The 26509-nt window shown below is 46.5% G+C and carries 27 protein-coding genes; 13 read left to right on the forward strand and 14 right to left on the reverse strand.

Translation table 11 applies throughout. The features are described 5' to 3' along the window. Positions 1-24: 24 nt before the first annotated feature. The 3 genes from ACLIIY_RS20020 to ACLIIY_RS20030 form a co-directional block, all read right to left on the reverse strand. Positions 25-531 carry a GNAT family N-acetyltransferase gene (locus ACLIIY_RS20020; protein ID WP_005449995.1) on the reverse strand — a complete coding sequence of 169 codons (507 nt, stop codon included), beginning with the start codon at positions 529-531 and terminating at the stop codon, positions 25-27. Positions 532-730: 199 nt separating this feature from the next. Continuing rightward, positions 731-1423 carry an MOSC domain-containing protein gene (locus tag ACLIIY_RS20025; RefSeq protein ID WP_334440731.1) on the reverse strand — a complete coding sequence of 231 codons (693 nt, stop codon included), beginning with the start codon at positions 1421-1423 and terminating at the stop codon, positions 731-733. A gap of 54 nt (positions 1424-1477) precedes the next feature. Next, positions 1478-1720 (reverse strand): hypothetical protein, encoded by a 243-nt coding sequence (locus ACLIIY_RS20030; protein ID WP_434529221.1) that lies wholly within the window; start codon positions 1718-1720, stop codon positions 1478-1480. Between the two features lie 84 nt (positions 1721-1804). Between ACLIIY_RS20030 and ACLIIY_RS20035 the strand changes: the two genes are divergently transcribed. Beyond that, positions 1805-2620 (forward strand): AraC family transcriptional regulator, encoded by an 816-nt coding sequence (locus ACLIIY_RS20035; protein ID WP_434529222.1) that lies wholly within the window; start codon positions 1805-1807, stop codon positions 2618-2620. Positions 2621-2664: 44 nt separating this feature from the next. On the opposite strand, the gene ACLIIY_RS20040 is transcribed toward ACLIIY_RS20035, so the two are convergent. Continuing rightward, positions 2665-3144, reverse strand: coding sequence for an Lrp/AsnC family transcriptional regulator (locus ACLIIY_RS20040; RefSeq protein ID WP_434529223.1), 480 nt, complete (start codon positions 3142-3144; stop codon positions 2665-2667). Between the two features lie 120 nt (positions 3145-3264). Between ACLIIY_RS20040 and ACLIIY_RS20045 the strand changes: the two genes are divergently transcribed. After that, on the forward strand, positions 3265-3864 hold the full coding sequence (locus tag ACLIIY_RS20045) for a LysE family translocator (RefSeq protein WP_045484341.1): 600 nt from the start codon (positions 3265-3267) through the stop codon (positions 3862-3864). 95 nt (positions 3865-3959) lie between these two features. After that, positions 3960-4970: a zinc-dependent alcohol dehydrogenase family protein gene (locus ACLIIY_RS20050; protein WP_434529224.1), complete on the forward strand. Its 1011-nt coding sequence runs from the start codon at positions 3960-3962 to the stop codon at positions 4968-4970. 90 nt (positions 4971-5060) lie between these two features. Here the strand turns inward: ACLIIY_RS20050 and ACLIIY_RS20055 are convergent, their stop codons facing one another. Continuing rightward, positions 5061-6374 (reverse strand): 6-phospho-beta-glucosidase, encoded by a 1314-nt coding sequence (locus ACLIIY_RS20055; RefSeq protein ID WP_434529225.1) that lies wholly within the window; start codon positions 6372-6374, stop codon positions 5061-5063. Positions 6375-6488: 114 nt separating this feature from the next. Between ACLIIY_RS20055 and ACLIIY_RS20060 the strand changes: the two genes are divergently transcribed. Continuing rightward, on the forward strand, positions 6489-7415 hold the full coding sequence (locus ACLIIY_RS20060; protein ID WP_434529226.1) for a LysR substrate-binding domain-containing protein: 927 nt from the start codon (positions 6489-6491) through the stop codon (positions 7413-7415). A gap of 76 nt (positions 7416-7491) precedes the next feature. Here the strand turns inward: ACLIIY_RS20060 and ACLIIY_RS20065 are convergent, their stop codons facing one another. The 3 genes from ACLIIY_RS20065 to ACLIIY_RS20075 form a co-directional block, all read right to left on the reverse strand. Next, a complete protein-coding gene (locus ACLIIY_RS20065; RefSeq protein WP_331421215.1) occupies positions 7492-8577 on the reverse strand; it encodes a methyl-accepting chemotaxis protein in 1086 nt (361 codons plus the stop codon). Positions 8578-8766: 189 nt separating this feature from the next. Continuing rightward, positions 8767-9156: a VOC family protein gene (locus tag ACLIIY_RS20070; protein ID WP_038895121.1), complete on the reverse strand. Its 390-nt coding sequence runs from the start codon at positions 9154-9156 to the stop codon at positions 8767-8769. A gap of 60 nt (positions 9157-9216) precedes the next feature. After that, entirely contained in the window at positions 9217-9621 is a 405-nt protein-coding gene (locus ACLIIY_RS20075) for a helix-turn-helix domain-containing protein (RefSeq protein WP_409592555.1), read from the reverse strand. Between the two features lie 274 nt (positions 9622-9895). On the opposite strand from ACLIIY_RS20075, the gene ACLIIY_RS20080 reads away from it, so the two are divergent. Then, a complete protein-coding gene (locus ACLIIY_RS20080) occupies positions 9896-11929 on the forward strand; it encodes a TonB-dependent receptor plug domain-containing protein (RefSeq protein ID WP_041059189.1) in 2034 nt (677 codons plus the stop codon). A gap of 103 nt (positions 11930-12032) precedes the next feature. Here ACLIIY_RS20080 and ACLIIY_RS20085 read toward each other — a convergent pair whose 3' ends face one another. After that, positions 12033-12728: a VC0807 family protein gene (locus ACLIIY_RS20085; protein WP_005434212.1), complete on the reverse strand. Its 696-nt coding sequence runs from the start codon at positions 12726-12728 to the stop codon at positions 12033-12035. 617 nt (positions 12729-13345) lie between these two features. On the opposite strand from ACLIIY_RS20085, the gene ACLIIY_RS20090 reads away from it, so the two are divergent. The 5 genes from ACLIIY_RS20090 (at position 13346) to ACLIIY_RS20110 (ending at position 18831) form a co-directional block, all read left to right on the forward strand. Next, positions 13346-14629 carry a nucleoside permease gene (locus ACLIIY_RS20090; RefSeq protein ID WP_434529227.1) on the forward strand — a complete coding sequence of 428 codons (1284 nt, stop codon included), beginning with the start codon at positions 13346-13348 and terminating at the stop codon, positions 14627-14629. Positions 14630-14697: 68 nt separating this feature from the next. Further along, complete coding sequence (locus ACLIIY_RS20095) at positions 14698-15720, forward strand: ADP-ribosylglycohydrolase family protein (RefSeq protein WP_434529228.1); 1023 nt, start codon at positions 14698-14700, stop codon at positions 15718-15720. Next, entirely contained in the window at positions 15710-16669 is a 960-nt protein-coding gene (locus ACLIIY_RS20100) for a PfkB family carbohydrate kinase (protein ID WP_434529229.1), read from the forward strand. Before ACLIIY_RS20095 ends, ACLIIY_RS20100 begins: the two co-directional genes overlap by 11 nt. A gap of 98 nt (positions 16670-16767) precedes the next feature. Continuing rightward, on the forward strand, positions 16768-17982 hold the full coding sequence (locus ACLIIY_RS20105) for an L-lactate MFS transporter (protein WP_115012549.1): 1215 nt from the start codon (positions 16768-16770) through the stop codon (positions 17980-17982). A 108-nt stretch (positions 17983-18090) separates the two neighbouring features. Further along, on the forward strand, positions 18091-18831 hold the full coding sequence (locus ACLIIY_RS20110; protein ID WP_045484308.1) for a GntR family transcriptional regulator: 741 nt from the start codon (positions 18091-18093) through the stop codon (positions 18829-18831). 66 nt (positions 18832-18897) lie between these two features. On the opposite strand, the gene ACLIIY_RS20115 is transcribed toward ACLIIY_RS20110, so the two are convergent. Continuing rightward, positions 18898-19659, reverse strand: a complete 762-nt coding sequence (locus tag ACLIIY_RS20115; RefSeq protein ID WP_434529230.1) for a hypothetical protein — start codon at positions 19657-19659, stop codon at positions 18898-18900. A 222-nt stretch (positions 19660-19881) separates the two neighbouring features. On the opposite strand from ACLIIY_RS20115, the gene ACLIIY_RS20120 reads away from it, so the two are divergent. Together ACLIIY_RS20120 and ACLIIY_RS20125 are read left to right on the forward strand one after the other, a co-directional pair. Beyond that, positions 19882-20334 carry a GNAT family N-acetyltransferase gene (locus ACLIIY_RS20120; protein ID WP_434529231.1) on the forward strand — a complete coding sequence of 151 codons (453 nt, stop codon included), beginning with the start codon at positions 19882-19884 and terminating at the stop codon, positions 20332-20334. A 144-nt stretch (positions 20335-20478) separates the two neighbouring features. Then, positions 20479-21018, forward strand: a complete 540-nt coding sequence (locus ACLIIY_RS20125; protein WP_331421003.1) for a CAP domain-containing protein — start codon at positions 20479-20481, stop codon at positions 21016-21018. A 623-nt stretch (positions 21019-21641) separates the two neighbouring features. On the opposite strand, the gene ahpF is transcribed toward ACLIIY_RS20125, so the two are convergent. The 3 genes from ahpF to ACLIIY_RS20140 all read right to left on the reverse strand — a co-directional run bounded on the left by ahpF (position 21642) and on the right by ACLIIY_RS20140 (position 24703). After that, positions 21642-23210: an alkyl hydroperoxide reductase subunit F gene (ahpF, locus tag ACLIIY_RS20130; RefSeq protein WP_434529232.1), complete on the reverse strand. Its 1569-nt coding sequence runs from the start codon at positions 23208-23210 to the stop codon at positions 21642-21644. Between the two features lie 171 nt (positions 23211-23381). Next, on the reverse strand, positions 23382-23939 hold the full coding sequence (ahpC, locus tag ACLIIY_RS20135; RefSeq protein ID WP_005374632.1) for an alkyl hydroperoxide reductase subunit C: 558 nt from the start codon (positions 23937-23939) through the stop codon (positions 23382-23384). Between the two features lie 305 nt (positions 23940-24244). Continuing rightward, positions 24245-24703 carry a MarR family winged helix-turn-helix transcriptional regulator gene (locus ACLIIY_RS20140; protein ID WP_005383518.1) on the reverse strand — a complete coding sequence of 153 codons (459 nt, stop codon included), beginning with the start codon at positions 24701-24703 and terminating at the stop codon, positions 24245-24247. A 137-nt stretch (positions 24704-24840) separates the two neighbouring features. Here ACLIIY_RS20140 and ACLIIY_RS20145 point away from each other — a divergent pair, with 137 nt between their 5' ends. Beyond that, complete coding sequence (locus tag ACLIIY_RS20145; RefSeq protein ID WP_064369558.1) at positions 24841-25263, forward strand: organic hydroperoxide resistance protein; 423 nt, start codon at positions 24841-24843, stop codon at positions 25261-25263. A gap of 79 nt (positions 25264-25342) precedes the next feature. On the opposite strand, the gene ACLIIY_RS20150 is transcribed toward ACLIIY_RS20145, so the two are convergent. Beyond that, positions 25343-26440 carry a YdcF family protein gene (locus tag ACLIIY_RS20150; RefSeq protein ID WP_053350151.1) on the reverse strand — a complete coding sequence of 366 codons (1098 nt, stop codon included), beginning with the start codon at positions 26438-26440 and terminating at the stop codon, positions 25343-25345. Between the last annotated feature and the right edge of the window lie 69 nt (positions 26441-26509).

Genomic DNA, 26509 nt, shown 5'->3' on the forward strand with positions numbered 1-26509 from the left:
ATTTACAATGAGTTAATGTTGTTTTTATGCTGAGCAGATGACTTTCGGAATGTGTCTAAGACCCAACATAGTGCATCCGTCTTCTAAGTAGCTATCGGTGACAACATCGAAGCCGAACTTTCCGTAGTAGTCTCTCAAGTGTGCTTGTGCGGAAATAAAAATGCTGTCGTTCGGGTAGATCTTTCTTGTGGCATCGAAGCTCACTTGCATCAATTGGTTGCCGATGTTTTTCCCTCTGTAATCCTCTGCGACGATAACGCGACCAATACACACGTCATTGGCATCAGAGTTGAGCAAGGGTAAAACGTCAACGGGATATCCGAGTTTCGGAGGCATAATACGACTATAAGCCACCAGACGTTCGTTATCATATCCCATCACATGGTAGGTGTCGGGATGGTTATCTTTACCATCCAAATCGCTATATGGCGTGTTCATGTCTACGATGAAAATATTGACTCTTTGCTGCAAAAAATCGTAAAGCTCTTGAACAGACAGATCTGCGAATTTCTTAATTCTCCATTCGAGCATCATGCTTCCCCTTGTATTATTTTGGGTACAACATAAAGAGTATTTGTACGGGATTCATTAACCTTTGTTAATTGCTAAGCTCCAGCTTAAATACAGATTTGCTGTTTTGAACGGCTAAAAAGCAAAAGCCCCAATGACTTGGTCGTGGGGCAGATATAGGAAGTGAGAAGCTTTTTCTCTCGAGGAGTCAGAAAGAGAATTAACCCGCAGTCGGGCCAACCAAACGCATTTCCCAATCTTCGACTTCACCGGTTTCTAGGCGGCGTTCAACAAGCTTGCCCCAAGATTCAACCAATGGAAGTTCCGCCAGTTGGCTTAGCTCCGTTTTATCTAGGCAACCAGTAAATACTGCGCCCATGATGCGAGCCAATGACCAGTCTGGGTAAGGTCTTTCGCACAGAATAATCTCGTCACCTGCACCGATATCGCCTTCTTGCAACACTCGGAAGTACCAGCCTGTTCGAAGCGTGTCTTGTAGTCTTCTCGCCATGTCGTTTTGCTCAAAGCGGACGTTGAGTTTCCAGCAAGGCATGCGCCCTTGGGATACTTCTAACAAGGTTGAGCCGATGCGGATCTTATCTTTCAAGCAAATGGACGCTTCTGTTACGCCACTTGAGCTTAAGTTCTCACCGAACGCGCCAGCTGATTGGAAAATTGCTTTATTGCCTAACTCTTGCTGCCAAACCGGATAGTGCTCGCTTGGGTAAATATGAAGGGCTTTTTGAATCCCACCATGAAAGCGCGGATCGCCTTGTTCGTCGTTGGTAAAACCCAGTTCTGTAGCGTGCTGACGCTGCGGCAGAACCTGTTTGTTAATCGCACTTTTCGCCCCATGTGCAAAGGCAACGGTTTTACCTGCTAATACGCTATTAACTACGCCTAACTTCTTCATATTCTTTCCTTATCGCTAAAACTGATTTGCCAAACGGCGTGAGACAAGACCGCGTTAGCGCTCGCCCAATGACTTAAATACCGGAATCGCTGCCAGTACTTCAATGCGCTTTTCTGTGCTTTTTAAGTAACGCGTTTCGTTATCTGAAGCCAACACATGACGTTGATAACCTTCCGCTTTGGGAAACTTGGTTAACACGGTTTCAAGCGATGCTTCGCACTTGTCTTGGTTGATGTTATCAATATCGACTTTGAATAAGAGTTGGTTTTCTTTGGATATTTCAACTTGATATCGCATACGTCGCACCTCACTGCTTCATTCACTTTGCCGAGCATGATAGCCTAGTGAACTCGTGTCAGAGTAGGGATGTAAGGACAGTTAATGATGCCAACCCGCCAAATCGATTCTCACTCCGATGTCATGACCTCCAATGAGATGATGGCAGCCAATCCCCACTCTCCAGCTTTGGTTAAGACCATCGACATGCCCAAAGGTTACATTGATGCGCTGCACCAACACACGTGGCATCAAGTCATTTTCCCGATCAAAGGGCTATTGCAAACCAAAACCGAGCACTATCAACACCTTGTGCCTCATACCTCTGCGCTGTTTGTACCTGCGGGTATTCAACATGAATCCATCGCGCTGAGCCATACGACATTTGTCGGTATCTATCTAAACCCTAAGTTTGGTACTGAGTACGAGCATCAAGTTAGAACCATCACTCTCACGCCGTTCTTAAACGAGCTGCTACAGGAAATACGCCGCCAATGCGAAGGGTTCGTCAGTGATGAGGAAGTCTCACGATTGCTAGGCGTGCTCCACGATCAGATCATGAAAGACAACGTGCAGACCTTTCAGTTACTGCTGCCAGAAGACAGGCGTTTAAAGTTGATATTTGAAGCGCTGACCGACACGCCAGCATTGGATTGGTCACTCAGACAGTGGGGAAAGAAAGTCGGTGCATCCGAGCGAACTTTGTCGCGCTTGTTCTCCAAAGAGTTCAACACCTCGTTCCAACTTTGGCGACAACAAATTCGGCTGATTTATTCGCTCTCTTTGCTGGACGAAGAGCTTTCTATCCAAAGCATTGCCGATCAAGTGGGGTATCAAAACGACTCTTCCTACATCAAAGCGTTTAAAGCCTATTTTGATGTCACCCCTCAGCAGTTTCGCGTGAATGGTCGACGGGGATAGCGAGTGTAATCTCGTCCACAATATCAACCTCCACCATCACACTACTATAGTGGCAACTGGAATGTGCTCTTGATTTCCTTAACTGAGACGTTGGATTGAATGGCGCTAATGCCTTTCACGCGGCGAATGGCACTGATGTGGTCAAAGTATTCATCTAAGTCTCTCGCCACCACTTGCACCATGTAATCTGCACTGCCTGCAATGCCGTGACACATTAAGATCCAATCGGTTTCAGCTACAAAGTCTTCAAAAGGTGTGGTGTTTTCTACCTCATGGCTGCCGAGGGTAACCAGAGTAAAACCAGAGACTTGGAAGCCGAGCTTTTTGCGGTTCAACTTCGCGGCGTAACCCTCAATGTAGCCTTCCTCTTCCATCTTTTTCCAGCGTCGCCAGCAGGGCGTTTCACTCAGGTTAACCGTCTCTGCGAGCTTAGAATTACTCATGCGACCATCTTTCTGAATATGGTCAAGAATGGCGAAATCGGTGCTATCCAATTCAAAGTTGGTGGATTCTTTCTTTTTCATGATTATTTTAGAAATAGTCTGCTCAAATTAGCTTTTATCGTAGCGCAGATAGCAATTTTCTTTCTACCCAAATCGTTAGACTGTTCCCATATTCGTTGATTACTTTTTGGGAGAGAGTGCATGAGTGCTCAATTGTTGGCGGCATTTTTGTTGTTTGCCGTTTCTATTTCTTTAACGCCGGGAGCTGGTAACGTCGCGTTGTTAGGTATTTCAAGCCGATATGGGTTTTCTGCGACCGTGCCGTTTGTATTGGGCAACGCAGTTGGGGTGATCATCATGTTGCTTGGAGCAAGTGTGGGGCTTGTCAGTTTGTTTACCCTTTACCCAGATTTGTACACGGCGTTAAAGTGGATTGGTGCGGCGTACCTGTTGTATCTCGCGTGGTCGATTGCCACGATGGAACTCGACAATGATTCGAATGCGAAAAAGTCCGGCTTTTTATCTGGCGTTTGGGTGCAAATTCTTAATCCGAAAAGTTGGGTTGCGTCGCTGACGGTGTTCTCTCAATTTATCTCGCCAAACAATGATTACCTGACTCAAGTGGTGATCATTATCAGCGTGATGGTGGGAACTGGTGTGCTGGGGATGTTTGCTTGGGCGTACTTTGGCACAGTATTGAATCGCTTTATTCAGTCACCACAAAAGGTGGTATGGGTGAACCGATGTATGGGTAGCAGCCTCGCTTTAGTGGTGGTGTTTATGCTGAGTCAGCCCGTTTAGGCTCTTATCCAATTTGACGTGCGCGCCGAGAAAACGTTATATACCCGTTTCACTATGGCGCGCCATACTCTCTCTAGTAATTCAGTGGTATCCAGATGCGCTTAACCAAGACCAGTTCGACCAAGACCAACACTCGCGTTAATCAACTGGGCTTTGGCTCGCCAAGTGCGTCGTTGGTGTTGGAGCATGTTGAGCTAGAGCCACTCGCTTTGAGTAAAGTGCGCGTGCAAATCGAAGCCACAAACATTAATCCAAGTGACCGATTGTCGATTCAGGGAGTAGGGCAGTATCGTCGTACCCATGTACCGCCGCGAGTGCCTGGGTTTGAAGCGGTTGGGCGTGTGGTTGAGATAAACGATCCGCATCAAACCGAATTTCACATTGGGCAAAAGGTGCTGGTGGCACAGAGCGGGACTTGGCAAAGCTATGTCGATGCGCCTACGGAGAATGTCTTTGTAGTGTCGGAAGATCTTGAGAGCGGCTATGCTTGCCAGTTGTATATCAACGCCCTGACGGCTTGGGTGATCACCACTCACGTTGCCAAGTTGTGCGAAGAGGATGTGGTGATCATCAACGCGGGCAATTCTGCGATTGGTAAGATCTTCGCTCAGTTATCGCACTCTCTCGGATTTACTTTATTTGCTATAAGCTCCGCGCCTGAGCGTTATCCATACGACGCCATTGCAGTGCTAGATAGCAAGCAAGATCTGCAATCTCAAATCGATGCCCGAGAGCTGCCTCAACCCAATCTCGCGTTCGATGCAATTGGCGGTAAAGTGGGTACAGAACTCATCCAAGTTGTGTGCAATTCGGGAACATACATCAATTACGGAACGCTTTCACTTACCCCTTATGAGTCTGCTTTCTTCGCTTATATGAAGCAGAACAATATCGATTTCAGCACGTTCTTTTTGCGTTATTGGGAAGAGTCGGTTGGTAAGACCGTTCGCAAACAAGTCTTTGCTGAGATGCTAGAACACTTTATGGAACACCAGGTACAACTCGATGTGGATTGCTACCTTCCGTTAGAACAATTCCAACGCGCCTTCGAGGTGATAGAAGATGAGTCGGTCACGCTGCAAGGAAAAATTATTCTGACCATGTAGTCACTGTATTCAAACACCTTGAGGTTACTGGGTAAATTGAAGAACAAAAAAGGGATAGAATTCACCATCCCTTTCGCGTTTTTGTTAGGGTTAACGGAACTGTGGCATGTAGTCGAGGTTGGCTTCAATTGTTTCTTCTAGAGCCTTTTCTAGAATCGTTCCTGTGGTTACTAACGGGTTCAAAATCAATGCTCGATGCGCGGCATTGCGGTCGCCTGTGACAGCCGCTTCTACCGTTAGTGATTCAAAGTCTTTCATCAATTGAATCAAGCGCAGTGTATCGCTTGGGAATGGCGCGACGTTTAAAGCCACAGGTCCCGATTTTGTGATCATGCAGCTGACTTCCACCGCGCAATCGTCAGGTAAACCTGCAATGGCACCGTTGTTACGGGTGTTTACGTGCATGATGGTGCGCTTATCGTTGTAGATAGAGCTCATCAGCTCGCAGGCAGCTTCTGAGTAGTATTGACCACCACGCTTTTCGAGCTCTTTTGGTTTCTCGTTGAGTTCTGGATTGCGGTAGATATCGAACAGTCGTTTCTCCATGGCTTTGACCACTTCACCGCGAGTACCTTCGCCGTTCGCTTCCTCAATCTCTTGGCTCATGATGTCTTCGCTGGTGTAGTAATAGCGTAGGTAAGCACACGGGATCATCCCCATATTGCGCAATAGCTCTTGTGGCCAGTCGAATGGAGGAATGTTTTGCGGCACCAAAGGATCGTTGCCAGATAGGATCTCTTCGACCACTTCTTGAAGTTTGTCACGACCCTCGTGCAGGATCTGGCGTGCCCAGATAAAGTGGTTCAAACCCGCAACTTGCAGTACAAACTCTTGCTCGTTAGCACCGAGCATTTGGGCAATGCCTTTTTGCATGATCACTGGTACGTTACATAAACCGACCGCTTTCACTTTGGTGTGTTTAAGAATCGCTTCTGTCACCATGCCTGATGGATTGGTAAAGTTTAGCAACCAAGCATCTGGACACAACACTTCCATCTCTTTACAGATTTCCAGCGCGATAGGAATGGTGCGACAGGCATTGGCAAAACCGCCTAACCCATTGGTTTCCTGACCGATCATGCCGTACTTCAGCGAGATGCGTTCATCACGGATTCGACCTTCCAAGCAGCCAGCGCGAAATTGAGAACATACAAAGTCTGCGTTTTCCAAAGCAGGTTTACGATCCAAAGTGACGTGCACATCAATATGCGACATGTCGTTTTTAGCCAACATGCGACGTGTTAAATCGCCAATGATGCTGACTTTCTCTGCACCATCTTCAATATCAACCAACCACAGCTCGCCGATTGGCAGTTCATGATTTCGTTTGATAAGACCTTCGATCAGCTCTGGTGTGTAGCTAGAGCCTGCACCAATGATGGTAATTTTAAGATTCTTTTTCATCGTGATGTTCTCGTTATGGATAAGACAGTTTGATTAAAAAGCATCTTGATGAGCTTCACAAACCAAACAAATCTTGCTATGGATTAGTACAGCTAATTTATAGAAGGTCGAGTGATGGACAGAAAGCAGCAGATGCTCTCCAATATGTACACTTTTGCGATTGCAGGTAAGTTTCTTAGCTTTACCAAAGCAGCGGAAGAGCTCTTCATTACCCAAGGGGCGGTGAGCCAGCGAATCAAATCGTTAGAAGAGCAACTGGGCTTCAGTTTGTTTGTGCGCATGACGAGACGGCTAGAACTAACCAAAGAAGGTGAGCGATTACTGCATGCATTAAACCAATCTTTCGAAGTTATTTTCTCTGAGCTCGAAGACATCAAGTTCAATGAACTGCGCGGTGAGTTATATATTGGAGCAGCGCCGACGTTCGCCCAGAGTTGGCTTTTGCCAAGGTTGCCAGATTTCCAACGTTTGTATCCGCATCTCAATATAAAACTGAGGGTGAAAGCGAGCCGTTTGGACTTTCAGCATGAGCCCGTCGATATCGCAATTTACTACAGCGATAGCGAACATCCGGGGTTTTACCATCAGCGTTTATTTGATGAAGTGCTATTGCCGGTTTGTAGCCCCAAATACTTTAACGACCATTTTACTGGGTCAGCACCATTGCTTGAGCAGCTGGCCTGCGTGACTTTTATTCATTGCTCTGAATCATTAGAGGCGAGTGAACCCAATCAAGAATGGGCGATGTGGCTGGATAAGCAATCTAACCCGCTACTCAACACACTTAACGTTATGGACAGAACGTACTTGTTTAATCACGCCGATATGGCAATGACAGCGGCTAAGAACGGAATGGGGTTGGGGATAGCCCGTGAATCTTTAGTGAAAAGCAGCTTAGAAAACGGTGAGCTAGTGGCACCTTTTGAGCGCGTAAGTGCAGAGCGAGGCTACGATTTGATCTGTTTAAACGGGCAGCAACACAGACCAAAGAATGCTGCATTTATTGAATGGCTTGAGACGCAATTGCCAAAGAATGGATAAGGGATGATAGGGAAGGTAAGTCCAACCTCCTCCCTTAATTCATTCGATGAGAAGGGAGGAGGAACAAGTCTTGAAATTAACTCGCGATAATCTCTTCCATCAAGCGATCTATCTGAACGACTACTTGTTCGCTGGCATCTTCCATGGCGTTAATTGCGGTCACCATGCCAGCCATGTTGCCAGATTTGGCTTGGCTCATTGCTTCACGTCCGCTGTCATGCACGCCTTTGTGTGGTTCTTCAAGTAACGCATAGCTTCTTAGGTGACTGTAAGCCTTGCCATCGCCACGGTAGTACCACTGGCCTAAACGACACTCTGAGTGGCTATTCACTGTTTCACCGAATGCACCGCTTTGTAGTAGGCGGTAGACGTTGTTTTTCCAGATGGCGTGGTCGAGTTTGACCGTATCCAAGAAGGCACGCGTTGAAGCAATGTGAATCACTTGCTTCATGTGTTCTGACTTCACCACCACTTCATTCACGATGGTGCCAATTTGGGCCGAAGAGGCAGAGACTTCTTCCGCGCAAGTTTGGTTTTCGTCGATGGAGTTTTTAATTGCGCTGACTTGCGTGAGCACTTGGTTAACCAACGAATCAATTTTCTCACTGGCCTCGCTCGCTTTACCCGCAAGTGTTCTCACTTCGTCTGCGACCACGGCAAATCCACGTCCAGCTTCACCAGCTCGTGCAGCCTCAATGGCGGCATTGAGAGCGAGCAAGTTGGTTTGATCAGAAATCTCTTGAATAGTAGATACAAGGTGGGAAATAGAAGTGGCGGTGTTATCTAATATTTGAACAGATTCAATGCTTTGTGAGGCTTGAGTGCTGATCTTTACAGCCCTGTTATCAAGCCGTGCTAAGGCCTGATGCGTCTGCTTAAACATTTCATCAAGCTGCTGTAGCTCTTGGTTTTCATTCGCCATGGACTGAGCACTTTCGACCATTTCAGTTCGAATGGTCTGGAGCATATCGCCCCCTTTCAAGCTACTCGACATTAACTCATCACAGTTGTGGTGATCTTGTTGTGCTGAGCCAACAAGTTGTTGAGTTTCTTGGAGCTGATTTTCTAGAACGGCAACATCGGTTTGATACTTCTGCTTAAGGTCTGCTAACTCTTTTTTTAGCGCCTCATTTTCTGCTTTGATTCGTTTTAATCCAAACATAGGTTTTATAAATATTACAGAATGTTAAAAAAATCCATGTTAATCGAGTTGAGTATCGAATACACGATGACTTTCATATCTTTGCTCGGTCGAATCACACTTTTTATGTAAGGTTATAACCAAGCAGAGGCTTCAAATCTTAAGAAAGATCTGACAGCCTCCGCCTACTTACACTTAGTTGTTATAGCTTTAGAGCTCTTGCATCAGTTGGATGTAGTTTCCGCAAGTATCATCAAGCACGGCAATCATCACTGTGCCTGCCTCTCTTGGCTCAATAGAGAACTGGACGCCAAGCGCAGTCAGCCTTTCATACTCACCATTGAGATCATCGACAGCGAAGGAAGTCCACGGGATGCCCGCTTCTTTTAGAGAGGCTTGATACACTTTTGCTGGACCAAATGCCATCGGTTCTAACAATAGCTCCACACCTGATTGCTCTTGTGGAGAGACGACGGTGAGCCATTTATGTTCACCGATTGGTACTTCGGTCTTTTTGATAAAGCCAAGAACATTGGTGTAGAAATCGAGGGCTTTGTCCTGATCGTCCACAGGCACGCTGGTTAGGGAAATTCTGATCACGGGTATTTACCTTTGCTGGGTTTGGATGAGGAAAAGATACTGAAAGTGAGGCTCAAAAACTTATTCTAGATTGCTTTTATGCATTTTTTGAAACGCTTTGGGTGAGTAACCTGTGCTCTTTCTAAAGACACTCGAAAACGTGCTTAGGCTCTCATAGCCAACCTGAAAACAAGTATCCGTGATTGAGTGACCTTCCTTAAGTAACGCTTTGGCTTTCTTAATCCGCATATCTCTCAAATAGCTTCGTGGCGTCACGCCATACATCTGTTTGAAAATCCGCACATAGTGAAAGCGCGACATAAAGGCGGCTTTGGCTAAGTCGTTTAATTCGATGTTTTCTGAGTGATGCTTTTCCATAAATGCTTTCGATTGCCTGATCAGGAGAAACTGCTTTGGACTCAACGGCATCTCGCTGTATACGCGATCAATTTCTTGTTCATAGAAGGTCTTTGGGCGAGATGACATCGTATTTCCACATTCTGAAAGCATCGTATTGAGTCTAACACTGCTTCGGCAAGATTGGACAAACGAGCGAGTTAAGTCTCGACCTTGCACGAAATACCTTTCATACCTCATCCCAACCTCCTTCCTAAATACGGATTATTTGATGGTGATTTACTCGATCTGATTAAAAATAAATCACTCATTAACGTAAAGAATGTAAATGAGATTAATTATCATTAAGTTCGTGTATTATGCTGCGCTCCCTCGTTATTGTTTATAAAATATAAGTAGTATTATGAAACTGAAGTCACTTTCCGCAGCCATCACTTTTGCGATTGCCTCTTTTGCTGCTCACGCTTCTGACGAAAACATCGTCGTTGTCGGTTCTGCTCTTGATCAACTTGTTCAAACTGAAATCAACTCAGAGACATTAGAACAAAAACAAGCGTCTGATATTAAAGACATACTGAACACCATGCCGAGTGTAACGGTTGACGGTAACGCACGTTACTCGCGCAAGGTTTACATTCGCGGTATGGAAGACAAATACTCGGTTGTCACCATTGATGGTGCACGCCAAGAAGGTCAGTTATTCCACCACTCTGGCGATCAGACCTTTGACCCAGCCATGCTTAAATCTGCTGAAATCACCCTAGGCGGTAACTCGGTACTGTCAGGTGCGGGTGCGATTAACGGCTCATTCAGCTACGAAACGAAAGATCCCAGTGACCTCCTTGCAGAAGACGAAAGCATCGGTGCTCGCGTTAAAACGGGGTATCAAACGGCTTACGAACGCTTCACGACGAACGTTGCGGTTTACGCGAAACTGAACGATGAACTCCAACTTATGGGTATTGCGAACTACTCAGATGACGGTGAGTTGTACATTCCGGGTAAAGATGATGTGACTTCTAAGCAAGGTAAGCTGAAGTCTGGCTTGGTGAAAGTTGTGTTCGTACCAAACGACGCGAACGAATTCAAACTGTCTTACGACACGTACCAAGACGGTGGTAAACGTCAGCTATCGGGTGAGAAAGCAGGTGCACTTTACGCACACGATGAGCACAACTACCACTCGATTAACCGAGATACTGTGACGTTCATGCATCGCTATGACAATGGCAGTGACTTGGTGAACCTAAAGACGAACCTATACTACAACCGTCAGTACATGGATCGTGATGCGCTAACTGAAGAGTATGGCGATTGGAACCAAGTGAATGGCGCTTGGGAATTCACCAAAGACGGTGACCTATCAATTCCTTCTCGTGAGTACAACGTGACGACAATTGGTGGTGATATCCGCAACATCTCTTGGGTGGGCGAACATGAATTGACTTATGGCTTCGAGGGTTACAAATCAGAGCAGTGGGTTGATTCTGGCCTTGGTCATTACACGTCGGGCTCGAAACTTGGTGAGACGAAGAACTACGACATCGACGGCGGTACAGTAACGGCTTACGGCATTTACGCTCAAGACGCGTTCGAGATTAATGACTTCCGTTTTGTTACTGGTCTTCGTTATGACGTGCATGAGCTGGGCGGTGTATTTAAAGGTAAATACGACCAGTTGTCGCCTAAGTTCCAAGGTGAATACCAAACCACAGATAACCTAAGACTGCGTGTTGGTTACGGTCGTCTATTCAAAGGCGCTTCACTACCTGAAACACTGACCATGAAATCGGCGGCTGACGTAACTCAGGCAGACACCAAAGCCATGACAGGTAACAACTACGAAGCGGGCTTCGATTACGACATGTCAGGTTTATTGATGGCGGATAATGCGATTCTTGGCTTTACTGCTTACCAGTATGATCTGGATAACCAAATGCACCCGACCAAGAACAACAGAACCTTGGCTAACCAAAATGATGTAGAAGTTTGGGGTGTAGAAACCGTATTTACTTACAGCATTGAAGATTTCGACCTGTACGCAAACCACTCATACTCTGATGGTGAGCAAACCAGCCTTGAAAGCGGCAAGACGAGCCACATGAACAAGACGGGTATTCACAACATCAAGGCGGGCTTTAAGTACGATGTAACCAGTGAAGTGGTGTTCGGTTGGGATTCACGCTTCGTTCCGGGTAACGACTACACAGACGAAGATGGCGAGAAAGTGGAGCGCCCTGGTTTCGCAACGCATAACCTATGGGCTGTGTATGTACCAGATTTCGCGAAGGACCTATCAGTTAACCTAGCGGTCGATAACGTGTTCAACAAGCTATACGCAGAGCACACAGGCTTTGGTATCTCTTGGGGTTCAGTGAAGTACACCAGCTACGAAGTAGGTCGTAACTTTAAAGCGTCAGTGGCTTACAGCTTCTAATCACGCTTAACTCAATCACTCCAAAAAAACAAAACCCCGATAGTTGGTCATCAACTATCGGGGTTCTTTTTATCTCACTTTGCCTATCAAGGCTGAACGAGCATTATTTGGTATGGAAAATCTGCTCAGTCTCTAGCGACGTCATTGCGCGAACTTGGCGCCAGATGTAGTAGAAAATACCAAACATCATCAACATGCTCGGAATCGCAATCATTGGGTAGCTGTACAGCGTTAGTTTACCTAGCTCTTCATTGAACGCTGCTGTACCTGCTGGGCTGGTTACAATCCACGTAGCAAGGAAGTAGTTCATCGCCGAAGAGAATGCGAATGTACTTGCGAACATGTAGTTTGAAGACATTAGGCAGCGGTCAAACGCTTGTGTTTTGCCATTCTGAGCCAGACGCTCGTTAATCAACGGCAGGTTCAAAATGGTGTCATTCAACAGCATCTTTTGCATAAGCGGGTAGCGAGTGAAGGTTGAGCCCAACACTGCAAGACCAATCAAACCTGGGATTAAGGCTTCTTTCAATGCCAACCAGCGTGTGTCTAGCTCTAACAAGCCAATACCACCGGTTAAGAGCACGCTGATAAAGCCCAGTGCAGAAATGAAGTTAAACTTCTTGTTGCGGATAAGATCCATACCGCCGTACACCAAAGGGAACATCAAAGCGACAACCAATGCCAATGCTGTTCCTAGGTGCTCTTCACCACTGAACTTCATCAAAATGAATGAAGGAATGATGACGTTAAACAGGATCTCGAATAATGGATTCGACTTTTTCGCCGTCGTGTTACTCATAATTTTACTGACTCTACTATGTCGGCTGCGATTTTACTTTGGTGGGAAGTGTTCATCTCATTGCGCCAGATGTAAAGCCCTAAAGCCCCGAGTTGTGTAACGACTTATGAAATGAACGCCCAATTATCCACATATATGGGGATCTCTGTTCTTATTTACGAGTGGTGGGGAAAAAATGTGCTGCATCGCGATCTCAAAAGTCGTGTTCGCTTAAGACGCTAAATTTGGCAGCGTTCACCAAATAATAAAAAGCGCATTCTCATCGCTCTATATTGAATTGGGTGATGCCAGCTTACCCACTTATCCGCGTAACGCTTAGGGATTCTCGAAACGACCAATGTAATACCGCGACAATATGAATGACGGATGTATTTCATCACTCCCTGCCTAATTCTTGCCCATCCCTATCAGACTACTCCCTGTTTTTGTCGATTTCTGACTACGCAAAATGGTGAATATTGACCTCTAGCAGAGCGACTTCTAGTCTCATTTATGAAAGAGAGAGGTGATGTTTTTGGCTTGCTACAATGATCACAAAAGCATCATCTTGGTATTGTATTGGTATTATATTAGATCGTACCATTTGAATCGTACCCTACAGTACCTAAGGATAAAAAATGAAAACGACTAACATCAAACTATCTTCAATGATGTTCATTGAATGGTTTATATGGGGCGCCTGGTTCGTTCCATTGTGGCAAATTCTTAATACCAATGGTTTTACGCCAACTGAGATCGCTTGGTCTTACGCTTGTACTGCTATTGCGGCGATTTTATCGCCAATTATGGTCGGTTCGATCACTGACCGATTTTTCCCAGCGCAGAAAGTACTCTCTGTCATGTTGCTTGCTGGTGCGGTACTTATGTATTTAGCGGCACAACAAACCGAGTTCGCCACTTTCTTCCCGCTCTTGCTTGGTTATTCGTTAACTTACATGCCAACAATTGCGTTGACCAACAGTATTGCTTTTTCTAACGTAGACGACGTTGAACGTGACTTCCCACGTATTCGTGTAATGGGCACGATTGGTTGGATTGCGTCAGGTGTTGCAATAGGCTTTTTGCCATCTTGGTTGGGTTATGGCGACATTTCTTCAAGCAACATTCCGCTTATTATTACGGCTCTCAGCTCGGCGTTGTTAGGTGTCTTTGCACTAACGTTGCCAAACACACCACCGAAAAGTACGGGTAAGTTGGACCTTAAAGTAATGCTGGGTCTGGATGCGATGGTGCTCCTAAAAGACAGAAATTTCTTAGCATTCTTTGTATGTTCATTCATGTTTAGTATGCCTCTTGCGTTCTACTACATCTTTGCAAACGGCTTCCTGACGGAAGTGGGTATGAACAATGCAACAGGCTGGATGACGCTGGGTCAGTTCTCTGAAATCTTCTTTATGCTCGCATTACCTTTCTTCACTAAACGCTTTGGTATTAAAAAGGTATTGCTTCTTGGTCTTGCTACTGCTGCTATCCGATACGGATTCTTTGTTTACGGTAGTGCAGACACTTGGTACCTGTACTCATTGTTGTTCTTGGGCATTTTGCTACACGGTGTGAGCTACGACTTCTATTTCGTGACGGCATACATTTATGTCGATAAGAAAGCGCCAGCGCACATGCGTACTGCGGCTCAAGGTCTGATTACGCTGGGTTGCCAGGGCATTGGTAGCTTATTGGGTTACCGTCTTGGTGGCGTGCTAATGGAAAAAATGTTCGCCTACGACACGCCGCAAAATGGCTTAACGTTTGATTGGGCAGGCATGTGGGGATTTGGTGGCATCATGATTGCGATTATCCTCGCTATCTTTATGTACTTTTTCCGTGAGCCTAGTGGTGAGATCAAACCAATCAAAATGGGCGATCAGTCAGACGCCACTACACAACAGAAAGCACAAGCTTAAATTTTAACCCTGCCCAATGTTTCCATGTCAATTGGGCAGGATATTTAACCCCTATTTTGGTAAGTATGATGACAATTTCAAAACAAGACAGAATCCTCGGCACTTTTTACGGTCAAGCACTTGGTGATTCAATGGGGATGCCATCTGAATTGTGGCCTCGTAGTCGAGTAAAAGCGCACTTTGGCTGGATTGACCGCTTCCTTGATGGCCCTAAAGAAAACAACGCGGCTTGTTACTTCACTGCTTGTCAGTTTACTGATGACACCTCTATGGCATTGGCACTGGCTGACGCCATCATCGAATGCGATGGTGATATTGTTCCAGAGGTGATCGCTAGAAACGTACTGACGTGGGCGGAAGGTTTCGATGCATTTAACAAAAACATTTTTGGTCCAAGTTCAAAAGCGGCAATGCGTTCAATCAAAGAAGGTGTAGCAATCGGCGAGCTAGAGAACAACGGCGTCACGAATGGTGCAGCTATGCGTGTGTCACCGATGGGCTGTCTGTTACCAACCAACAGTTTGGATGATTTTATCGAGCAAGTGTCGTTAGCCTCTAGCCCGACGCACAAATCTGATGTTGCTATCTCTGGTGCTGTAGTGATTGCTTGGGCGGTATCGAAAGCTATTGAAGGGCATACTTGGGGCGCTATCAAAGACCAATTACCTGCGATTGCTCTTGCGGCTCAAACCAAGAACATCACCACTTTTAGTGCATCGATGGCATCTCGTGTTGAGCTCGCTCTAATGGTGGCAAGTGAAGACCGTGGTATTGAAGAGCGCATGGAGAAAATTTACAACTTAGTGGGCGCAGGAGTCAGCACCATTGAATCTGTCCCAGCAGCGATTGCGATGGTCGAGCTAGCTGAAACTGATCCGAATCGTTGTGCGATTTTGTGCGCGAACTTAGGTGGTGATACCGACACCATCGGCGCAATGGCAACTGCAATTTGTGGTGCGTTAAATGGTATTCAAGCGATTGACACAAAATTGAAGCAGCAGTTGGATGATGAGAACCAACTAGACTTTGATGAATACGCGCGTAAATTCCTTTCTCTGCGAGAAGTTAAGGAGCAGGGCTATGCCTCATAATGCATTAATCGAGTTAATTCCTACGCTTAGCAACAAGCGCCAGCTGTGCTTAATTGGTGCTGCTGTGGTTGATATCGTGACGGAAACGCCATGTTTACCGCAGCGAGGTGGCGATCTAGAAATGCAAGAAAAGGGCATTCACGTTGGAGGTTGCGCGCTAAATATTGCGATTGCGGTAAAACGACTGGGCCTTCAATCGACTAATGCTCTGCCGATAGGGAATGGTAAGTGGGCGGAGTTGATTCGTCACTCTATGGAAGAGAAAGGTCTAGAGAGCAGCTTAGCGGATCCAAGTGGCGATAACGGGTGGTGCTTGGCTCTGGTAGAGCCGGATGGGGAAAGAACCTTCCTGTCTGTCAGTGGGGTCGAAAACAACTGGAATCAAGAAACCTTGAATCAGTTATCGATCAATGACGATGCGATTATCTACCTATCTGGTTATCAATTGGCATCTGCTTGCGGGGCTGAAATCGTCAATTGGCTGGAAACCTTACCAAGTACAATCCAACTGTTTATCGATTTTGGACCTCGTATTGCCGATATTGACGCCACCTTACTTGAGCGTTTACTTGCAATTAAACCCATTATTTCGCTTAACCGCCAAGAAGCGGAGCACCTTGGCATGCAAGACAGTCCAAGCTTTGTTGAACAATGGTACTCCCGTTATGACTGCCCTTTAGTGCTACGCATTGATAGCGATGGCGCACTGTTTAACAACGGAGAATCAAACGGTATGGTCGCGCCATTTGCTGCCGAAGTGGTCGATACCATTGGTGCTGGTGATACGCATGCCGGGGGCGTACTTGCAGGCTTAAGTTCTGGCTGGGAACTGGCGGATGCCGTACTTCTTGGTAATGCTGTTGCATCGTATGTGGTGAGCCATGAAGGCGGAGATTGTGCCCCGAGTGTGGCGCAAATTTCTGACTACCTTCGCCAATACGGAATCTAACTTTCTATGAGGCTTAATGTTCTGTTAAGCCTCAATGTTTTCTCTTACATATCAATCGAATATCGCTTGCCAGATAGCGATGTCTTTAAGTAATGATCATGAATAACAAAGCGATAAGAATTCTCGCCGCAGGTTGTGGGATCAACCTGTGCATCGGCGTGCTTTATACATGGAGCGTATTTAAAAACGCCCTCATTGATTTAGGGTGGAGCCACACTCAAGCCTCTCTGCCCTACACCATTACCATCGTTACTCTGTCTCTCGCATTGCTGGTGGCAGGACGCATACAAGACCAATTCGGCCCTAAGAAAGTGCTCATGGTTGGTACGCTCATGGCAGGGATTGGTATGGTGTTATCCAGCCTATCGATTAGCCCAATAAACTTGTGTTTGAGCTTTGGGGTGCTTACTGGAACGGGTATTGGCTTTTCTTATGCGTGCTTGAACCCAACAGCGATGAAGTGGTTTCACGCTTCTCGCAAGGGCATGGTGAATGGCGCGTTAGCCACCGCGTTTGGCTTGGCTGCGCTTTATCTTGCGCCGCTAACTAGTTTCCTGATTAGCAAATTTGACCTTCAAGTGAGCTTGCGAATTTTGGGTGTTGGCTTGCTCGTGATTGCGTTTCCGCTAGCGTGTTCTTTTACTAATCCGCCAACGGATTTCAAACCCGTTCCGGCAAAAGCGAAGCAAAAATTACAAGCCGTCAAACCGAGTGATGACGTGGCTTGGAGCGACATGCTTTCCACACGTCCATTTTATTTACTCTGGTTTGCTTATGCTTTCGGGGCTTCTGCAGGGTTGATGATCATAGCTAACATTACCTCCATCGCAGCAGCGCAAGCGAGCATAATGGATGGCGCTTACTTGGTTGTTGCTTTAGCGATTTTCAACTCCGGTGGACGATTGGCGACAGGGCTATTGAGCGACAAGATTGGTGCGCTTAAAACGCTAAGTCTTGCCATGTTGCTGCAAACCGTAAACATGTTGTTGTTTTCCCAGTTTGATTCCTCACTTGCTTTGATTATTGGCGCAGGTCTTGCGGGCATTGGGTATGGCACTTTGCTTGCTGTTTTCCCTTCCGTGATGGCTGACCTTTATGGATTGAAGAACTTTGGTACTAACTATGGGATCTTATACACCGCTTGGGGTGTTGGCGGGTTCATTGGGCCTGTTCTCGCTGGTTGGTCGGTGGATACTTTTGGTCGCTACGATCTTGCGTATTCGCTTTGCGCAGCCCTTGTTTTTGTTGCGGCAATACTGCTGTTTTTTGTTAAGCCAAGCGCGAAGTCACAACAAGCTATTGCGCTAACATAAGGTAACTGTAGGGTTGAAGCGTAGTGTCTTTCGCTTTTTGCTTCGCCCTATCTATCCCATTCTAATATCGGGTATAATGCAAAAATTGCTGATAAAAATAAGAACCTTATGACAACCTACCAGCCCCTTATCGAACTCATAAAGGCTCGCATCGAGCAAAAAGACAAGTCACCGCTATACATGAAGATTTCTGAATCAGTAAAAACAGCAACTGAGCAGAAAATCTTAAAAGGCGGAGACTTTATCCCAACAGAGCGCGAGTTTAGCGAGCTGTTAGGCGTTTCTCGAATTACGATTCGTAAAGCGTTAGATGTTCTCGATAAGGATGGTGTTATTGTTCGCTCTCGTGGCTTAGGTACCATGATCAGCGACACAGTCGAATATTCAGGTAAAGCTGCGACTGGGTTCTCTCAGCAAGTGGTTCTAAAAGGGAAAAAGCCAGATACGTTGTGGATTAAGAAGGACACCATGCCTTGTTCTGCCGAAATCGCAGAAACGCTCAACCTGAAAGAAGGTGAGGAAGTGTTCCTCCTAAAGCGTGTTCGCTATATTGATGAACAAGCCGTATCAATCGAGGAATCTTACGTACCTTCCGAGCTGATTCATGATCCTGATGACATCCAATTGTCACTGTATGACTACTTCCACAGTCAAAACATCACCCCTTCAAAAACTCAAAGTCGCGTATCCGCAAAAATGCCAACAGAAGAGTCACTTGAGAAACTGAATATAGACTCGACCACGCCAGTCCTTCTTATCGAACAGACCGCGTTTGATAGTACAGGCCGTCCGATTGAATACAGTATTAACCATTGTCGTGGTGACCTGTATGTGTTTGTGAGCGAGTAGTCTGTAGTCATAAAATTCTGATATCTGGGCTTTCAAATCCTTTGCGCAACACTGATATGAATTTGATCACCGCCGCTCCCTTCGTAACTTATTAAGCTTCATCACTAACTTGAGAGCCGCTTCGCGAGTTTCCCCTGCTGTAATGCTCTTGGGAGTGGCAAACGTGTATTCGTCATCCAATAAAACACCTGCTTTTAGGGCGCCTTGTTTCATCATGGCAAGGCTTCTGGATTTTCCATGGCAATGACCAGACACCAAACCGACCACCTGTGAGCCTTTTGAGGTGATGATTTGGCAAGCATGTTCTATCGCGCCGGAGGTATTAAAACCACCACTAACGGTGTTGGTTGCTACATCGTGTTTAGTGTAGGTTTTCTGGTTGGGGATAGGGCTAGAGCATGAGTGCCCAGTTAACGACAAGACGTAATCTCTATTGCTGTCTATCATGCCTTTTAGAGCTGCTTCGCTATCTGGGCTAAGACGTCCATCTTTTTGAAAAGTAGGGACAATATCCACAATGTCTCGATGATCCCGTCGAGTGCCAAGATGAAGAGAAGCGACTTTTCTCACAGGCACTTGGGCTGCACCTGTTCGTAGTCTTTCAGCGTCTGCTCTTGTTCGATTCGCTGCCCACCTTTGTTGGTCTGCATCGGTAAATCGAAGCTCTTCTGCTCGCGCTCGCCTTTGTCTGGTCAAGCGAGCGGACATCGTATCTTCTCTTCGAGGCTGACTGGTACTCTGATGCACTGCGGGATGCTGAGATTGATACGCGCCGCCCGAAGAAGTGTGTGGTCTACCGTCTCGCCTTGTTGGGTTTCTTCCATCCATAGTTGCCTCGACTGAAACAATCAAAGACTAAGAGTGTAGACGCCGTTAGAGCTTCGGTTATGCGTGCCAATGAAAAGGCTCGTTCTGACTATCAAAAAGCGCGTTTAGTCGGTGTATTGAGGCGCTTTCTCTCCTTCAGAACGATGGTTTTAACTTTTGTTAAGGCCAATGCCCCACAGATCGGTTAGCATCTCCAAATACATAATCGAAAGAGGCAGTCGCATGGCAAATAGCATAAGTTTTAGATCCTTCTTACCAAGTGATAAAGAGGATTGCCTGCGCATCTTCGATGAAAACTGCCCTGAATATTTTGCAATCAATGAAAGAGAAGATTACGCGGAGTTTCTTGATAGTGATCCTCAAGGTTATGAGGTGTGCTTTCTAAATGGTGAACTCGTTGGTGCTTATGGTTTGAGTGGCAAAACACAGGCATTTCATAGTTTGAACTGGATTTTAATCTCACCAAAAGCGCAAGGAATGAAGATAGGGAATGAGTTTATGAGCCGAGCTATTGATCGTGCTAAGCGCTTAAACGTCCCGCAAATCAAAATTGCGGCAAGTCACTTGTCTGCGCCGTTTTTCGCCAAATATGGGGCCGTGGAACTGAACCACATTCCTGATGGGTGGGGCGAGGATATGCACCGTATTGATATGGAATTGAATCTCCCAAAGTAGGCAGATTCGGCTATTGAAAACGCCACGTGAGTATTTGGTCAAAACACTCTGCACCATATGGCGCTCAAATGAATTTTTGTTAGGTTATTGCCCTTGGTTATCGAAAGCGTATTTTGCCTTTCGTTATGAATATAAGGACAGACAATGCCAACAAAGATCTTAGTGCCAGCATTGGCGCTACTTCTCAGCGCATGTGGCGGCGATGGAGACTCGTCATCACCTGCAGACAGCGGCTCACAATCCCCAGATACACCACCGACAGAAACCACTTTTGCCGAGCAGATGCTGGCCGCCGTAAACGATGCTCGATCTAAAGCTCAGCAATGTGGCTCTAAAATAATGCCACCGGTTGGCGCACTGACTTGGAGCTACGATCTAGAAAGCGCCGCTTACGGGCACTCTAGTGATATGGCAAACAGTGATTTTATGAGTCACACAGGCTCGGATGGCAGTACGCTTTCAAGTCGAGTCAACGCGACAGGTTATGCTTGGAGTCGACTGGGTGAGAATGTGGCAGCAGGGCAAAGCTCAATTAATGCCGTGATGAACTCTTGGTTATCAAGTGAAGGCCACTGCCTCAATATTATGAATGCCAACTTCGACCAGATGGGCGCCTCCATGGTTGAAAACCAGTCAGCAAGCTATCGCTATTATTGGACTCAAGTGTTTGCTAAGCAGCGTTGAGGCTTAACGTTGGGCTAAGTGCTTGCAACCTTCTTCCACCTTTTGTTTGTTCGTGTTCTTGTTAATCATTTTCGATCGAATTTGTGGTGAGTAGATTCCCAGTCTCACCTAGGTTCGCGGGAATGACGGAAAGAGAGAGCTAAACGAACAGCGTCATTTTGAAGGAGCCTAAGCGAGTATTCAGAATCTACTTTCAGAGTGTTGCGATGCTGGCATTGTGAATTGAACTATCCGCGCATGCAAAATCAGTCCCTCCCTATTGAGCTCGATGTGTTGAGAGCTTCGGAGTTTGATACAAGGGGAGGTTAGGTGGGGTTGCTGGTTTGAGGTTGAATGTGGGGTTATGTGCTTGCAACCCCCTCCAACTCCCCCCTTTTCTCGACATGGTTTGCCAAGCACTTGGATGTGGTTATCAAGGGGGAGGGAATTCTTTTCTGCTGTGAGCTCAGTGTTTTCCCCCAAAAACCAAAAAAGCCAGCAGTTAATACCTGCTGGCAAAGTCTTTGGGCTTCTAGGTTTTTTTGATTTTATTTCTTGTTACTCATCGCTGTCACGGTGCCCCGATTGGTTTTCCGGGGAAGAAAACACAGCACCGTGCGCTTTGTGCTCAAGAAATTTGGAGATTAGCCTTGCTTACGGATTAGGTAGTCAAATGCGCCTAAGCTTGCTTTTGCACCTTCACCCATCGCAATGATGATCTGTTTGTAAGGAACGGTTGTTGCGTCACCGGCTGCGAAGACACCTTCTAGGCTAGTTTCGCCACGGCTACCGACTTCAATTTCGCCGCGCTCGGATAGCGCTACTTCTGAATCTTTTAGCCATTCTGTGTTTGGCACTAGACCGATTTGAACAAAGATACCTGACAGTTCAATCTCTTTGATTTCATCTGTGTTGCGGTCTTTGTACTTCAAGCTTGTTACGCGAGTACCGTCGCCCACTACTTCTGTTGTTTGCGCCATCGTAATGATGTCTACGTTTGGTAGTGAGTTCGCTTTGTCGATAAGCACTTGGTCTGCGCGAAGTACGTCTGCGAATTCAAGAACCGTTACGTGCTCTACGATACCAGCAAGGTCGATAGCTGCTTCGATGCCTGAGTTACCACCACCGATAACTGCGGTTTTCTTGCCTTTGAACAGTGGGCCGTCACAGTGTGGGCAGTACGCGACCCCTTTGTTGCGGTACTCTTGCTCACCCGGAACGTTCATTTCACGCCAGCGTGCACCTGGGCTTAGGATGACACTCTTACTCTTCAGCGTTGCGCCGCTTTCAAGTTGGATGTGAATCAAGCCGTCTTCTGTGTGTGCTGCGCCCATTAGCTTCTCAGCTTGTTGCTCAGTCACGACGTCTACGTCGTATTCTTTTAGGTGCTCTGCTAGGTCAGTGGCCAGTTTTGGACCTTCAGTACGTTTTACCGAAATGAAGTTCTCGATTGCCATGGTGTCCATAACTTGACCACCAAAACGCTTAGCAACAACGCCAGTACGAATACCTTTACGAGCGGCGTATAGAGCAGCTGCGCTACCACCAGGACCACCGCCGACAACAAGCACGTCGTATGGGGCTTTTTCGCTCAGTGCTTTCGCCGCTTTCTCGCTCGCGCCGTCATCCACTTTGTTTAGGATTTCAGTCAGAGACATACGACCTTGACCAAATAGCTCACCGTTCACGAATACGCTTGGTACGGCCATGATGTCGCGTTGTTTCACTTCATCTTGGAACAAACCACCGTCGATCATGGTTGCTTTTACTTTCGGGTTGATCGCCGCCATCATGTTGAACGCTTGAACCACGTCCGGACAGTTTTGACACGACAGTGAAATGAAGATTTCTACGTCTAGATCTTTGTCTAGTGCTGCGATTTGCTCAATCACTTCTGGTTCTAGTTTGATTGGGTGACCGCCAGAATGAAGCAGTGCCAATACTAGAGAGGTAAATTCGTGACCCATTGGCAAGCCTGCAAAACGTAGTGCTGTGCCTTTTGCTGGGTTAGTTACCGCCATCACTGGTTTACGTGCGCTTGCGTTGTCGTCACGCTCAACGGTGATTAGGTCGCTCATCTCTGCGATTTGGTTCGCTAGAGACAAAATGTCATTCGATGCTTTGCTTTCATCTAGACTAACCACTAAACGAACTTCTTCTTTTACATTAGCCAGATATTGTTTGAGTTGTTGTTGGATCGCTTGGTCTAACATAGTTGTTACTACCTTAATTAAAACTAAAAAGTGGTTACTGTAGATAAAACCTGGGGGGAGAGAGCAAATCAGGCAGAAGGTCGTCAAGGTATCTAACCTGAAGTGCTCTCTAATTCAGTTCTAATCAGAAAAAGGAAATCGGGAACTGATTAGAACTTAAATTTCAGTGGCTTAGATTTTGCCAACTAGGTCTAGTGATGGAGCTAGTGTCTCTTCACCTTCTTTCCATTTAGCTGGGCAAACTTCGCCTGGGTGCGCTGCTACGTATTGAGCTGCTTTCACTTTACGTAGTAGGTCTTCTGCGTCACGACCGATACCTTCAGCAGTGATTTCCATTGCTTGGATAGTACCTTCTGGGTCGATTAGGAACGTTGCACGGTCTGCAAGACCTTGACCTTCACGCATCACACCGAAGTTGTTTGTGATGTTGCCCGTTTGGTCGCCAAGCATGTAGTACTGAATCTTACCGATTGTGTCTGAGCTGTCGTGCCATGCTTTGTGAGTGAAGTGTGTGTCAGTTGATACTGAGTAAACTTCTACGCCACGTTTTTGTAGCTCTTCGTAGTGGTCTGCTAGGTCGCCCAGTTCTGTTGGACATACAAACGTAAAGTCTGCAGGGTAGAAGAAGAATACTGCCCATTTACCTAGAACGTCTTGTTCTGTTACTTCAACGAATTCGCCGTTTTTGTACGCTGTAGCTGCAAATGGTTTGATTTGAGTATTAATCATAATTTACTTTCCTTTGAATGTTTTAAGCTGAGCTGTTGTTGCTTTCGGAAAGTATATTCTCATCGGAGTGTGTTTAAGGAAAATCGCTTGTAACTATCCTATTGATAGCCATTTCCTATTTCACTTGATAGGGAAATCCGATGTAAGTGAGTTTGCTTTGATAGGTTTTATTGAAGATTAAGGCAGAGTAGCAATAGAGAATACCGATGATTACTTTGAGTAGATCTTCTAGCTAAGATCGAAAGAGCCTGCATCTCGGCAGGCTCTTTCTAATAGGAAGTGGGGAAGCGGATGCTTCTATCTTGTTAGCTCAGATTATCGAGCACTTTGCCACACAGCTTCTTCAGCATGATCATTTCATCCAGCTCTAAGGTGATTTTACACATCATGGCGTTTGGCACTGACTTGGCTTGTTCTTTAAGATCACGACCTTGCTCTGTTAGGTTGAGTACGCGAACGCGTTCATCGGTTTCACTTCGGCCGCGCTCCACATAGCCTTTTGCTTCTAAGCGTTTAAGCAGCGGCGTGAGTGTGCCTGAGTCCAAATGCAGTTGAGACCCCAATTCTTTTACGCTGGCACCGTCTTTTTCCCATAGCACCATCATCACTAAGTACTGCGAATAAGTCAGATCAAGCTCGTCCAGCAACGGGCGGTAAGCTCGGATCACTGCATTTGCTGCGCTGTAGAGCGGGAAGCAAACTTGGTTTTCGAGTAAGAGTTTATCGTCGTCGGTCATGGTGTTGTCGGTGTAACACTGGCTCATTGGTGTTGCCTACCTGCTTACAGAGAAAGAGAGTTATAAAATAAATTGTGCACAATATAGTTGCAAACTATCTTCACTTCGATATAAGATTGCAAGCAATTAAATTGTGCGCAACTTAAATTAAAAAGGACACTCGCATGACTACTCTATACAAAACTCAAGCTACCGCTTTGGCTGGTCGTAATGGTCAAGTAAAAACTGATGACGGTCTTCTCGATCTAGAGCTGTCATACCCGAAGGAAATGGGCGGCACAGGCGCAGCAACTAACCCAGAACAGCTTTTTGCGGCGGGCTATTCAGCGTGTTTTTCTAACGCGATTCTGCACGTAGCGCGTGAAGGTAAAGTAAACCTGAAAAGTGCACCCGTAACAGCGGAAGTGGGCATCGGTCCTAACGATAACGGCGGCTTTGCACTAACAGTGAGCCTAGCGGTAGAGCTAGACATGCCACAAGAACAAGCGCTAGAGCTAACGCGCATTGCACACCAAGTTTGCCCATACTCAAACGCAGTTCGTGGCAACATTGATGTGGTAGTAACGGTAAACGGCGAAGCAATTTAAGCGGTTTTAACCACGGCACAAAGACAAGAAAGCCTGCAAGTACGCAGGCTTTTTTTTGATTGGTATGAGTCGAGAATACTTAACGCGACTCTAGCGGGTAAGAGCGGTAGCTCCACATGCCGTAAGTACGCAGAGCATCGCGGTAGATACCAAGCAGTTCGCTATCGCTGGCTTTGGCTAAGTCTTTAAGTGGTTTGTCTGGGTAGCTCACTGTGTCGAAAGTGATGCCTTGCGGGCCAGTTTGCCAACTTGCGATTTCAAACAAGGTTTGACCACGGCGCACGTGGCTCGCTGAGCTTATGATGGTTGCGTGCTTGATGTTATGACGCGCCAATGCGTAGCTGCTGAATAGGGCGTTACCTACCGTGCTGGTGGCGTAGTTTTCTTCAATGATGCGATCTTTGCTGATGCCTTTTTCGATCAGCCAATCCGCCATTAACTTGCCTTCCGTTTTGTGGTTCTTCGGTACGCCTCCCGTCAATACGATCAACGCGTCTGGGTTTGCTTTCGCCATTGCTAGCGTGGTTTCCAAACGCTCAACTAAGATCTGGTGCATAGAACCATCTGGGTTCAGCGCGTATCCCAATGTGACGATTGCGCCTCTGTCATCCAATTTGCCTTTGTCGGCTTTCTCTTTTAGTGGCGTTGCAAGTACGCGGTCTACGGTGTCGAAGATGCGTTGGATGTCTGCCGCTTTGCCTGCATTGAGCTTCATGAGCGTCGCCATGTGTTTCGCTGATTCTGCTTGGTTGCCCTCAAAGCGTTGCCATACCGCTAAGTAAGCGTGCAAATCCACATCGTCTGGTGCGACAGAAAGAGCTTGTTCAAATAGTTCAATCGCGCGGTCTGCATTCTTGTTGTAGATCTGTGCGTTTGCCGCAGAAATCAGCAGGTCAGTGCGGTACGGCTCAAGTTTGTAGGCCTCTAGTAAGCGGTCGGTAACAATCTCCATGTTGCTCGGCATTTTGGCGGTAAAACCCGCATGCGAGATACGCGCAGGGGATTTGAATGCCTGTACCGCGTCGTTGAGAAGTTGGTCGACAACCTGACGTTTGGTGACGATCTGTGAGTAATCGGCGGAAGATTGGACGGCAGCATCGTTAGCCGCGATAGAGTATGGGGCAGCAGTCAGCGCAATCACGCTACCAAGAGCAATGGCAAGTAAGTTCTTCTTCATGGAATGTCCTAGAGGTGCTGTAGTACCTAGTTTTTATTGTGCCTAGCGTTGTAGGTCGAACGGGGTCGA

Origin of the sequence: Vibrio sp. K4, assembly GCF_051122595.1 — a bacterium.
GTDB lineage: Bacteria > Pseudomonadota > Gammaproteobacteria > Enterobacterales > Vibrionaceae > Vibrio > Vibrio owensii.